General features: G+C 70.6%; 11 protein-coding genes. 9 read left to right on the forward strand and 2 right to left on the reverse strand.

What is annotated here, in order from left to right:
- Positions 1-202: 202 nt before the first annotated feature.
- Positions 203-1,276, reverse strand: coding sequence for an aminotransferase class V-fold PLP-dependent enzyme (locus K7W41_RS14765; protein WP_224610224.1), 1,074 nt, complete (start codon positions 1,274-1,276; stop codon positions 203-205).
- A 203-nt stretch (positions 1,277-1,479) separates the two neighbouring features.
- Between K7W41_RS14765 and K7W41_RS14770 the strand changes: the two genes are divergently transcribed.
- From K7W41_RS14770 to K7W41_RS14795, 6 genes are all read left to right on the forward strand, one after another.
- The gene (locus K7W41_RS14770; RefSeq protein WP_224610025.1) at positions 1,480-1,935 is read left to right on the forward strand and encodes a GbsR/MarR family transcriptional regulator; all 456 of its coding nucleotides are present in this window, start codon (positions 1,480-1,482) and stop codon (positions 1,933-1,935) included.
- Complete coding sequence (locus K7W41_RS14775; RefSeq protein ID WP_224610026.1) at positions 1,932-2,831, forward strand: ABC transporter ATP-binding protein; 900 nt, start codon at positions 1,932-1,934, stop codon at positions 2,829-2,831. Before K7W41_RS14770 ends, K7W41_RS14775 begins: the two co-directional genes overlap by 4 nt.
- On the forward strand, positions 2,821-3,609 hold the full coding sequence (locus tag K7W41_RS14780; protein WP_224610028.1) for an ABC transporter permease subunit: 789 nt from the start codon (positions 2,821-2,823) through the stop codon (positions 3,607-3,609). The genes K7W41_RS14775 and K7W41_RS14780 overlap by 11 nt, the downstream gene beginning before the upstream one ends.
- A gap of 89 nt (positions 3,610-3,698) precedes the next feature.
- Complete coding sequence (locus K7W41_RS14785; protein WP_224610030.1) at positions 3,699-4,577, forward strand: CAP domain-containing protein; 879 nt, start codon at positions 3,699-3,701, stop codon at positions 4,575-4,577.
- 104 nt (positions 4,578-4,681) lie between these two features.
- Positions 4,682-5,347, forward strand: a complete 666-nt coding sequence (locus tag K7W41_RS14790) for a hypothetical protein (RefSeq protein ID WP_224610032.1) — start codon at positions 4,682-4,684, stop codon at positions 5,345-5,347.
- Positions 5,348-5,508: 161 nt separating this feature from the next.
- Positions 5,509-6,849, forward strand: coding sequence for an FAD-dependent oxidoreductase (locus tag K7W41_RS14795; protein WP_224610034.1), 1,341 nt, complete (start codon positions 5,509-5,511; stop codon positions 6,847-6,849).
- 214 nt (positions 6,850-7,063) lie between these two features.
- Here the strand turns inward: K7W41_RS14795 and serA are convergent, their stop codons facing one another.
- Positions 7,064-8,692: a phosphoglycerate dehydrogenase gene (serA, locus tag K7W41_RS14800; protein WP_224610036.1), complete on the reverse strand. Its 1,629-nt coding sequence runs from the start codon at positions 8,690-8,692 to the stop codon at positions 7,064-7,066.
- Positions 8,693-8,908: 216 nt separating this feature from the next.
- Between serA and K7W41_RS14805 the strand changes: the two genes are divergently transcribed.
- The 3 genes from K7W41_RS14805 (at position 8,909) to K7W41_RS14815 (ending at position 12,219) form a co-directional block, all read left to right on the forward strand.
- A complete protein-coding gene (locus K7W41_RS14805) occupies positions 8,909-10,162 on the forward strand; it encodes an Nramp family divalent metal transporter (protein ID WP_224610226.1) in 1,254 nt (417 codons plus the stop codon).
- Entirely contained in the window at positions 10,159-10,494 is a 336-nt protein-coding gene (locus K7W41_RS14810) for a hypothetical protein (protein WP_224610038.1), read from the forward strand. The genes K7W41_RS14805 and K7W41_RS14810 overlap by 4 nt, the downstream gene beginning before the upstream one ends.
- A 303-nt stretch (positions 10,495-10,797) precedes the next feature.
- Positions 10,798-12,219: a GGDEF domain-containing response regulator gene (locus K7W41_RS14815; RefSeq protein ID WP_224610039.1), complete on the forward strand. Its 1,422-nt coding sequence runs from the start codon at positions 10,798-10,800 to the stop codon at positions 12,217-12,219.
- Positions 12,220-12,230 lie beyond the last annotated feature (11 nt).

A 12,230-nucleotide genomic window follows, 5' to 3' on the forward strand; every position in this document is an offset into this window, starting at 1 on the left:
CCGCAGACATCGCCCCTGCCCGGCTCGACCTTCTGGCGCTGTCCCAATCGCGGCAGGCAAGGGGCGTGTAGGGCCAGACGACGGTTCTTCTCCCTGATGAGCCTTGTGAAGCCGGGAAGCGGCCAAACATCGGCCCTGGGACACACAACCAAGGGCGCCGGTCAGCCTTCAACCGGCGCCCCTCATTCCTTTAAGCCTGGGCTCAGCGCAGGGCGTTCCAGGCGGCCTGCACTGCTGCGCCCCGTTCAAACTTCACGCCCAGGGCGGCAAAGCAGTCTTCCAGAATGCCGGCAATCCCCAGGGCGTCGTAGCGGTCGGCGTAGCCCATGGTGCTGATGCGGAACACGGTGTCCTCGTGGGGGGCCTGCCCCGGCAGGGCGCGCTGGCCCATTGCGGCCAGCCCAGCGGCCACCTGCCGCCCGGTCAGGCCCTGGGGCGGAGTCAGCACCGCCACCGCCGGGCTGGTGCGCGCGGCCCAGGCGGGGGCCCCCAGGGCGGTGCCGGCGGCGATCAGGGCGTCGGTCTTGCGGCGCTGCTCGGCCCACAGCTCTTCCAGGGGCACGGCCAGCAGGCGGTCCAGGGCAGTGCTCAGCGCGTAGATCAGGTTAATGGCCGGGGTCTGGGGCGTGTTGCCAGCCTTTTGCCCGGCCAGTTCGCGGGTCAGGTCCAGGTAAAAGCCGCGCTCGGGGTTCTGAATCAGGCGGGCCTGCACCTCTGGGCTGAACAGCACGAAACCCAGCCCCGGCGGGGTGGCGGTGCCCTTCTGGCTGCCCGAGACGATCACGTCCACGCCCCACTCGGCCGGGCGCAGTTCGGCCACCCCGTACGAGGTAATGCTGTCGGCAATGATGATCAGGTCCGGGTTGTCAGCGCGGGCGGCGCGGGCAATGGCTTCGAGATCGTGCAGGGCGCCGGTGCTGGTTTCGCTGTGGGTGATCAGCAGGGTGTGGGCGTCCCGGGCCGCGCCCGCGACCTCCTGGGGGTCCAGCAGCTCGCCCCAGGGGCGGGCCACCAGTTCGGTGCGGTAGCCCAGTCGCCCGGCCATCTCGCCCCAGCGCTCGCTGAATTTGCCGGCCTGGGCATTGACCACCTTCGCGCCCACGGGCGTGGTGCTCACCAGCGCCCCCTCAAAAGCCCCGGTGCCGCTGCTGGTGGTGATCACCGCGTCGTACGGAGCCCCCAGCAGGCGCGAAAGCTTGGCGCGCGCTTCCATCAGCTTGTCAATGCCGGCCTGGGCGCGGTGGTGCATCTGGGGCTGGGCCAGTTGCGCCAGCACGTCGGGCGCCACCTCTACTGGGCCCGGGGCGATCAGGCGCTCGCGGTTGAGGGGCGCAAAGGGAAAAGCCGGGGAAGCGCTAGGGGTCACGGGTCCAGAGTAGTGGGGCGCCTCCAGTCGGCTTCACCGCCGTCTGCACGAGCCGGCCTATGACGGGTTTTTAACAACTTCCACAAATGACTGAAAAGTCTTACAGTGTTGGTATGAGCAACCACTTGCAGTTCGTGGAACGGGCGGGGGTGCTGCTGGAGATGATCGGCATGCCGCGCCTGTCGGGGCGGGTGCTGGGGACGCTGCTGTGCGCGCCGCCGGGCGGGCACACGGCGGCCGAGGTGGCGGCGCTGCTGCAGGCCAGCCGCGCGGGCGTGGGCAGCGCCCTGAAACACCTGACGATGATGGGCCTGATCGAACATGCCCCCAGCCCCGGCGAGCGCGCCGACCGCTTCCGGATGCGCCCCGGCGCCTGGGCCGAACTGACCGAGCAGGGCAACCGCAAACTGAACACCTTTGTGCAGCTGGCCGAGGAAGGGCTGCGCGCCCTGCCCCCGGGCGGCGACCCTGCGCCCCTGCAGGAGATGGGCGCCTTTTACCGTCTGTGGCTGGACCTGTTTCCCCAGGTGCTGGCCCAGTGGCACGCCCTGAACCGGAGGCCCGAATGAACGCGATCACGCTGGACGGCCTGAGCAAACAGTTTGCTGGGGGCGCTGGCCTGCAGCCCACCAGCCTCTCGGTGCCCACGGGGCAGGTGTTCGGCTTTCTGGGGCAGAACGGGGCCGGCAAAACCACCACCATCCGCACGCTGCTGGGGTTTCTGCGCCCCACGGCCGGGCAGGCGCAGATTCTGGGCCATGACGTGTGGCACAACCGCGCCGCCGTCCACGCCCGGGTGGGCTACCTGCCCGGCGAGGTGAAGTTGCGCCCCGGCCACACCGCCCGCGAGGTGCTGACCCGCGCCGCCGCGCTGCGCCGCGTCTCCCCGCAGGGCGCCCTGCAGACCGCCGAGCGCCTGGGCCTGGACGTCTCGCGCCGGGTGGGGACCCTCAGCAAGGGCAACCGCCAGAAGGTGGGCCTGTGCGCCGCGCTGCTGGGCGACCCCGAGGTGCTGATTCTGGATGAGCCCACCGACGGCCTGGACCCGCTGGCGCAGGCCACCGTGCTGGCGCTGCTGCGCGAGGCACGCGCCCAGGGCCGCACCGTGTTTCTGTCCAGCCATGTGCTGAGTGAGGTGGAGCATGTGGCCGATCAGGTGGCGATTCTGCGCGGCGGGCGCCTGGTGCGCCAGGAAACGCTGAGCACCCTGCGCGCCGGGTTGCCGCAGCGGCTATCGGTGCGTTTTGCCCGCCCCCCGGGCCGCGACCTGGGCACGCTGCCGGGCCTGAGCGAGGTGAGCAGGCACGACCTGGAGTGGCGCGGCGTCTGGCGCGGCCCGGCCGACACGCTGCTGCGCGCCCTGGCGGCCGAAGAGGTGGCTTCCTTCAGCCTGACCCCGTTCTCGCTGGAAGACGCCTTCTTTCTGGACTACGGCGCGCCCGGGGGGGAAAGCCATGTGGCCTGAGGTCTACCGGCAGGCCCTGCGCGACGCCCGGCGCGGCTGGCTGGTCTGGAGCGCGTCTCTGCTGGCCTACACGCTGCTGGTGCTGGCCTTTTACCCCAGCATCCGCAACGACCCGGCGGTGAACGAACTGATGCGCAACCTCCCGGAGGCGCTGCGGCAGCTGGTGGGCCAGGACCTCACCTCGCCCGCCGGCTATGTGGGCGGACGCCTGCTGAGCCTGATGCCCGCGCTGCTGAGCGTGTACGCCGCCCTGACGGGCGCGGCGCTGCTGGCCGGCGCCGAGGAACGCGGCTGGCTGGAACTGCCGCTGGCGCAGCCCGTCACGCGGCGCGACCTGCTGCTGGGCACCGGGGCAGCGCTGCTGACCCTGGTGCTGGGCCTGGGCGCGGTGCTGTTCGTGGCGGTCTGGGGACTGGGGGCGGTGTTCCAGGCGGCGCTGCCCGCCGGACTGGTGCTGCAGACCGCCGCGCTGCACACGCTGGGGGCCTGGGTGTTCGGGGCGCTGGCCCTGGCGGTGGGCGCCGCCACCGGGCGCGCTGGGCCCGCCGCCGCCGCCGGGGCGGGCCTGGGGGTGGCGCTGCTGGTGGCCCATACCCTCAGCAGTCAGGTGCCGGCGCTGCGCGACCTGGGCCACCTGAACCCCTGGACCCTGCCCCTGGGCGGCCAGACGCTGCGCGAGGCGGTCTCCCTGCGCGCCCTGCCGGCCGAGGTGGCGGTGGGCGCGGCCCTGCTGCTGCTGGCGTGGCCCCTGCTGGAGCGGCGCGACCTGGGGCGGTAGCCAGGCGGGCGGTGGGACGCGTGAAACACCTCACATCCACCCACCTCTTTGTGAGCGAAATGTGGGAGGACACCTGATGAACTGTGAAGGTGCCCCACCTTGCCGCCTGCCTCACGCTGCCCCTGTGGGGCGCCCTGACCCTGGCGGCCCTGGCCGGCGCGCAGACAACTGGGGCGGCAGCGCCCACCACAGAAGCCCGCTTGGCCCCGGACGCGCTGGTGGCCGACAGCGAGGTTTTTGCCCGGCTGGTGGCAGCAGATTTTGCCGACTGTGGGCAGGCCGCCGCGCGTGATGAGGCGCTGGACGCGGTGGCCGGGCGGGTGCTGCGCGGCTTTCCCCTGAAGGGCGAACTGCAGGCCAGCCACTACCCCGCCAAGCGCTTCAGTTCCTTTCTGCTGCCCAAGCTGGGCAAGGTCAAGGCGGTGGCCGGCGCGCTGGCCAATCAGTGCGGGCACCGCGTGGGCTTTACCCGCTACGGCGTCTCGGTGCAGGACGGGCGCGCGGCCCTGGTGTACGTGCAGCCCGCCCTGATCGAGACCGCCGATCCTCAGGGCTGGCTGGGCCGCTTTCTGGTGCTGACCAACGAGGCCCGGCGCCAGGGGCAGCGCTGCGGCCAGCAGCTGTTTGCCCCGGCCCCGCCTCTGGTGTGGAACGACGCTCTGGCCCGCGCCGCCCAGACCCAGGTGGACGACATGATCCGGCTGAACTTTCGCGGCCATGTGAACCCAGTAACCGGCAGCGAGCCGCCCCAGCGGGCCCAGGAAAGTGGCTTTGCCGGTCAGGCGGTGGGCGAGAACGCCGTCTACAACGTCCTGACCCCGGAAGAAGCCCTGCAGGCCCTGCTGGACAGCCCCGGCCACTGCACGGTCCTGATGAAGCCGGAGTGGCAGAGCTTTGGCGCCGGCATGGGCAACGGCACCCCGCAGACCACCTTCGCCACGTACTGGGTGCAGACCTTCGGGCGCTAACCACAGGCCCCCGGCCGGGTCTCGTGACCGGTGGGCAGCGCGGCAGACAGGCCTGGGCCACAGGTGCGGTTTTCCCCGCCCGGCCGGGTTGTTATGGTGAACCCATGATCCCCCGAACCCTGTTGCTCGGCGCCCTTCTACTGGGATGGACCGTGGCGGCCCCCAGTGCCTACACCGGCAAAGTCCAGGGCTGGACGGATGGCCCCCAGACCATTGGACTGGTCATGGGCAAAAATGACGTGCTCATCAGTGGCAAGATCAACGCCGCAGGCCAGTTCACGCTGACCTTCACGGCAAGCGCGGCCCAGATGCGCCCCTACCTGCGCGAAACGGCGCGGCTTCTGCCGACCAACGACCCTTGCGTCTACGACCGTTGCGCCCTTGTGGTCAGCGACCCCGAGGCCCGGTGGAACATCGTCAAGGCGCTGTATGTGCAGGGCAATCCCAAGCTGGCCAGCACCACGCTGCTCAGCGGCGATGATCTGGACGCCCAGATCGACATCATGGACCCGGACCCCTTCCGGCCCCTGAAAGCCTGGTATTTCGCCTACGCAGACCGGCCGGTCACCATCACAGGCAACGTGGTCACCGACGCCACCCCCACCACTGGGGCGTGGGAGCAGCGCTACGACCTGAAGCTCCCGGCGGGCTGGTCTATGGTCGAGGCTTACGAGGAAACCCATTTCGCCGAGGACCAGACCCTGATTGGCTCTCTGACCGGCATGCGCAGCGTTCCCCTGGCCAGCCACCCGTGGCAGGTCAAACGGTAACGCGGACAACCCACGGCAGAGGCCCAGCGTTCCCAGCGGCCTGACCCACCATGTCTTTCGCTGGCTCCGGGCCGCGGTGCTGGGCCCCGGAGCCGTGAGCCAGCCTTGAGCGTTCCCTGGGCTGCGGGCCCCCGGCGCGGGCGGCTGGGTAGGCTGCCCCTATGCGCATCGTGATCGTGGGCGGCGTGGCCGCCGGAATGAGTGCGGCCAGCCGCGCGCAGCGTCACAACCCCCGGGCCGAGGTGGTGGTCTTTGAGCGCGGCGAGGTGGTCAGTTACGGCGCCTGTGGCCTGCCCTACGTGCTGGGCGGCCAGGTGAACAGTTTTGATGACCTCGTGGCCCGCACCCCGGAGCAACTGCGCGCCCGGGGCATTGGCGTGCGCCTGCGCCACGACGTGACGGGGGTGGACGCGAAGGCCCGCACGGTCACTGTCACGGACCGCGCGACCGGGCGCAGCGCGGCCGAGCCCTACGACCGCCTCCTGATCGCCACCGGGGTCTCCCCTGTTCGCCCCGACTGGGCCCGGACCCCACTGAAAGGCGTACATGTGCTGCGCGACATTCCAGACGGGCAGGCGCTGGACGCCAGCCTGCAGGGGGCGCGGCGGGCCTGCATCGTGGGCGGCGGCTATATTGGCCTGGAACTGGCCGAGGCCCTGCGGGCCCGGGGCCTGAGCGTGGTGCTGCTGGAACAGGCGCCAGAGGTGGCCGGGCGCATGCTGGACCGGCCCCTGCAGCAGCAGGTGCGCGCCGAGGTGGAGCGCGGCGGCGTGGACGTGCGCTGCGGCGTGACGGTGCAGGGCCTGACCGGCCAGGGCCGCGTGAGTGGCGTGCAGACCGACCAGGGGCAGGTGCGCGCCGACGTGGTGGTGGTGGCTGTGGGCGTGCGCCCCAACGTGGAACTGGCCCGCGCGGCCGGGGCCCGGCTGGGCCGCACGGGCGCCGTGGCGGTCAACCTGCGCCAGGAAACCAGTGTGGCGGGCGTGTACGCCGCTGGCGACAATGCCGAAGCCCTGCACCGCGTCACCCGGCGCCGGGTGCACATTCCCCTGGGCCTGACTGCCAACCGCATGGGCCGGGTGGCCGGGGTGAACATGGCGGGCGGCGAAGCGCGCTTTCCCGGCGTGGTGGGCACCGGCATCTTCAAGACCTTCGAACTGGGCGTGGCCCGCACCGGCCTGACCCAGACCGAGGCCGAAGCCCTGGGCATCAAGGCCGTGAGCGTGGACGTGCAAAGCACCGATTACGCCGGCTACCACGAGGCCGCCCGGCCCATCCATGTGCGCCTGACCGGCGAGCGGGGCACCGGCCGCCTGCTGGGCGCGCAGTTGCTGGCCCAGAACCACGAGAGCGTGAAACGGGTGGATGTGGTGGCCGCGCTGCTGCACACGCGGGGCACCGTGCAGCAGCTTTTTGAAGCTGATCTGGCCTATGCCCCGCCCTTCAGTGGGGTGTGGGACGTGCTGCTGGTGGCGGCCGACCGGCTGGGGCGGGCGCTGTGAGGGGACATTGGGGAGGTCGAGAAGTCGAGTGGTCGAGACTTCAGCGTAGGGCCCTCTGCAGCTCCACGGTTCGCGCCAGGGCCGGCCTTACTGCCTGGACCCGATGCCCCGGCGGCCCGTCACATAGGAGGCCGCACTGGGCCGATTCGGGTGGCACACCCCTCGGCCCCCTGCCGTTTCTCGACCCCCCGACTTCTAGACCCCTCGACCCCTCCTACACCCGCACCAGATACGCGCTGTCAATCACATCCAGGGCGCGCACCTGCGCCAGTTGCTCTGGGCTCAGGCCGTCGTCCAGGGTGAGGGTAAAGAGGGCCTGCCCGCCCTTCTGCGCGCGGCCCAGGGCCATCCCGGCAATGTTCACGCCCCAGCCGCCCAGCAGCGCCGAGAGCTTGGCCACGGCGCCCGGCTTGTCCTGGTTGCTGGCGATCAGGATGTGACCCTCGGGTTCCAGTTCTACGCGGAAGTCGCGCAGGCGGGTCAGGCGGGGACTGCGGCCAAAGACCGTGCCGCCCACCGTGCGGGTGCGCTGCTTTTCACCGCCGCCGCCGCTCTTGACCTGCACAATCACTTCGGTCTGGTAGTCGGGGCTTTCGGTTTCCTCACGAACGGCGATATTCAGGCCGCGTTCCCGGGCCAGGGCGCGGGCGTTGATCATGTTCGGCGTTTCGTCGGTGTGGCCGGACAGGTAGCCCACCAGCACGCTGGTCACCACCGGGGCGGGGTCGGCGGGGAATTCACCCCGGAAGGTCACCTCCAGGTCGTGGGCGCCGGGCAGCAGCTGGGCCAGAATGCGCCCCAGTTTCTCGCCCAGCTTCAGGTAACCGCCCAGGGCCTCCAGGGTCTTGGCGTCCAGGGCCGGGGCGTTGACCGCCCCCTTGCTCACATCGCCCTGCAGGGCCGCCAGCACGCGCGAGACGATCTCGGCGCCCACCCGCTCCTGCGCCTCGGCGGTGTTGGCGCCCAGGTGCGCGGTGATGCCCAGATTGGGCGCGCCCAGGAACGGGTGGTCGGGGGCCGGGGGCTCGTCTTCAAACACGTCCACCCCGGCGGCGAACAGGTGGCCGGACCCCAGCGCGTCCACCAGGGCCTGCTCGTCAATGATCCCGCCGCGCGCCGCATTCACGGCGATGGCGCCGGGGCGCAGGCGCGCCAGCTCTGCGGCGCCGATCATGCCACGCGTTTCCTCGGTCAGGGGGGTGTGCACGGTCAGGGCGTCTACCTGCTCCAGCAGTTCGTCCAGCGTGGCGGCGCGCGTCACGCCCAGGCGCTCGAATTTGCTCTCGGGGACGTAGGGGTCGTAGGCCACCACCCGCATGCGCAGGCCCTGGGCGCGGTCCGCCACAATCGAGCCGATGCGGCCCAGGCCCACGATGCCCAGGGTTTTATCCTTCAGCTCCATGCCCAGGAACTTGCGGTCCCAGTCGCCCGCGCGGGTCTTGCGGTCCGAGCGGGTCAGGCCGCGCGCCGCCGCCATGAGGTGCATGACCGCCAGTTCCGCCGCCGAGACGTTGTTGCTTTCGGGCGCGTTCAGGATCAGCAGCCCGCGCAGGCTGGCGTAGTCCAGATCAATATTGTCCACGCCCACACCGCCGCGCCCGATCACCTTCAGGCGCGGGCCCGCCGCGTCAATGAGTTCGCGGTCCACGCGGGTGCGGCTGCGGGTGATCAGGGCGTCGTACTTCGGCAGGCGGCGCAGGGTCTCCTCGCGCGCCATGTTGCCCTCGTAGTCAATCTCAAAGCCCTCGTGCTGCAGCTCGCCGGGGTTCATCTCGTCGCAGATGAGCACGCGCAGCGGGGCCGGACGCGCCTCTTGGGCCGGGGCAGGGGCAGGAGCGGTCATGGGGTTCAGGGTACGGGCCCGGGGGCTGCCCGGCGGGGATTTGGCTAGGGGGAGAGGGGCCCAGGGCCGCCCCAACTTCAGGGGTTGCTCAAGCGGCGCCCCGGTAGACAGCCGCGTGGGCGCGGGCCTAGGGTAGGGCCCATGTCGCCTGCCCCGCCCGACGGCGCCCGCGCGCCCCAGGCGCCAGCAGCCCCCAGTGACCACCTCGACGCCCGCATGACCCGCCGCGCCCAGGCCGTGCTGTCCGGTCAGCACGGGCGGCGCGGGCTGGGGCGGGTGCTGCCGTTTCTGGGGCCAGCGGTGGTGGCCTCGGTGGCCTACATGGACCCGGGGAACTTCGCCACGAATATTCAGGGCGGCGCGCAGTTTGGCTACGCCCTGCTGTGGGTGATTCTGGCGGCCAACCTGATGGCCATGCTCATTCAGAACCTCAGCGCCAAGCTGGGCATTGCCAGTGGGCGCAACCTACCCGAAACCATCCGCGACCAGTGGCCCCGGCCGGTGGTGTGGTTTTACTGGGTGCAAGCCGAAATCGTGGCGATGGCAACCGATCTGGCCGAGTTTCTGGGCGCCGCGCTGGCCATTCACCTGCTCACGGGGCTGCCGCTGATCTGGGGCGCGGCCATTACCGGGGTGGTGACCTTCTGGCTGCTCACCCTGCAGCGGCGCGGCTTTCGCCCGCTGGAACTGGCCATCGGCGCGTTCGTGCTGGTAATCGGGGTGGCGTACCTGACGCAGTTCGTGCTGGCCCGGCCGGCGCTCTCGGCGCTGGGGCCAGGGTTTGTGCCCAGCTTTCCGGGGCCGGAAGGCGTGTATCTGGCGGTGGGGATCATCGGGGCCACCGTCATGCCCCACGTAATCTACCTGCATTCCGCCCTGACCCAGGGCCGCATTCCCACCCGCAACGACGAGGAAAAACGGCGCTTAAGCCGCCTGAACCGCATTGACGTGGTGGTCTCTATGGGGCTGGCCGGGCTGATCAACATGAGCATGCTGGCAGTGGCCGCTGCCACCTTTTACGGCAAGAACATTGAGGACGCGGGCAACCTGGAAACCGCCTACCAGACGCTGACCCCGCTGCTGGGCCCGGCAGCGGCGGTGGCGTTTGCCACGGCCCTGCTGGCCAGCGGCCTGAGCAGCAGCGCCGTGGGCACGATGGCCGGGCAGGTGATCATGCAGGGCTTCGTGCGCTTTACCATTCCGCTGTGGCTGCGCCGCACGGTGACCATGCTGCCCGCCTTTGTGGTCATTCTGCTGGGGCTGGACCCCACCCGCGTGCTGGTGCTCTCGCAGGTGGTCCTGAGTTTCGGGGTGCCGTTCGCCCTGGTGCCGCTCTTGCTGTTCACCGCGCGGCGCGACCTGATGGGCGTGCTGGTCAGCCGCCCCCTGGTGCGCGCGGCCGGCTGGCTGTGCGCGGCCGTGATCATCGGCCTGAACGCCTACCTGCTGTGGGAGACGTTTAGCGGATGACGGACGACCAGATGACCGCCGCCGACGCCACTCAACTGCTGAGCCTGCTGGCGCCTCTGCTGCCCCCAGGGATCACGTTGGAGATCACGCCCGGGGAAATGGGGGTGGGGTGCGGTGGGCTCTGGGCGTGGCAGGACTACGATTTCCTGACCTATCCACAAGACGCCGAACACTTGCTCAGCGGCCTTCAAGACATGATCATCTACTGCGTCCGGGACTGGTGGCCCCTGCTCGGCAACCAGCACGCGACGTTTGTGGTGCATGGAGACCAATTGACGCTGGAAGCCCCAGGGCTGCCGCCAACCGTGCTGGGACCGCTGCGCCCCGAATGAGCGTGGAATCCAGAGCGGCACCGAGCAGACTTGAGAATAGGGGATGAACAAGAAGTGTGCTCGTAAAAACAGCGGCCCAGGCAGCATTCACAGGCTGTTAGCCCTGGCGTGGAACGCGCCGCCGCTGCAACCGGGTGAGGGCTTGAGGGAACAGCCTGACCACGACACAGACCCCAGGGCCCATCTCTGGCGACCATCAACACTTCACCTTTCTCAACCGTTTCACGTTGCAAGAACCCTGCCAGAACCCCAACGTTAAAGTGCGCCCATGGTCAGAACAGCAGTGTCATGCCAGGGGTGCCTATGGCCCGCCTGAGCCAGCAGCAGGCCAGCAGTGGCCACACGGTCCTGGTGGTGGACGACGACGCCGAGCTGCGCGGCACGGTGGCGCGGCTGCTGCGCAGTTGCGGCCACACGGTCCTGACCGCCGACGGCGGCGAGGAAGCCCTGCGGCTGGTGAGGGAACACGACGTTCACCTGATGCTGCTGGACTACTTCATGGCCGGGATGACCGGCGAGGACGTGGTGCGCGAACTGCGCGCGCGTGGGCACGGCCTGCAGGTGGTGCTGCAGACCGGCTACGCCTCCGAGCGCCCGCCGCGCGACATGCTGCGCGACCTGGATATCCAGGGCTACCACGACAAATCCGAGGGCCCCGACAAACTGCTGGTGTGGGTGGACGCCGCCCTGAAGGCCCACCGCCACGTGACCGCCATTCTGGCCTCGCGCGACGGCCTGAACCACATTCTGCAGGCCGCGCCGCAGCTGCACCGCCTGCAATCGCTGGACGAACTGCTGCGCGGCATTCTGCTGCAGCTGCAGGGCATCCTGGGCTTTTCGGGAGCCTGCGTGGCGGTGGTGCCCGGCGCCCACCCCGGCAGCGGCCATCCCGGCAGCCTGCTGGCGGTGCCCAGCGATCAGGCCTTTGAGGTGCGCGTGGCCACCGGGCGCTTTGAGGGGCGGCAGTGGCACGACCTGGGCGACCCCGAACGGCAGGCCGTGGTGCAGGCCGCGCAGTGCGGGCGCCCCAGCCGCGAGCCGCTGACCACCCTGCCGCTGCAGGTGGGGGACCGCAACGTGGGCGTGGTGCTGGTGGACCTCGCCGCGCCCGCCGCCGTGCAGGCAGACCTGACACTGCTGGAAGTCTTTGCCGCGCAGGCGGCCGTGGCGATTCAGAACGTGCAGCTCTTTGAACTGGCAACCACCGACGACCTGACCGGCCTGATGAACCGCCGCGCCTGGGCCGGGCGGCTGGACGAGGCGCTGCGGCTGGGCGCCCGCCACGGCCACCCCACCAGCGTGATGCTCATTGACGTGGACCACTTCAAGCGGGTGAACGACACCTACGGGCATCTGGCCGGCGACGCCCTGCTGCGCCGCCTGGGCGCGGCGCTGCGCGAGCAGGTGCGCGGCACCGATCTGGCGGCGCGCTACGGCGGCGAGGAACTGGCGGTGCTGCTGCCCCACACCAGCCTGGACGGCGCGCGGGTGCTGGCCGAGCGCCTGCGCGAGCACATCGCCGCGCTGCGGCTGGACTGGGACGGCCAGACGGTGCAGGTCACCGCCAGCATTGGGGTGGCCACCGATCCGGGCGGCGCCGGGGCCGTGGCCGGCGCCGCCGCGCTGCTCGCCCAGGCCGACGAGGCGCTGTACGCCGCCAAGGCCGGCGGGCGCAACCGCGTGCAGGTGGCCAGCGCCCTGGCCCTGGCCGGCGAGGGGGGCTAAGGCGCCATGCC

This window comes from Deinococcus multiflagellatus, assembly GCF_020166415.1.
Taxonomy (GTDB): Bacteria; Deinococcota; Deinococci; order Deinococcales; family Deinococcaceae; genus Deinococcus; species Deinococcus multiflagellatus.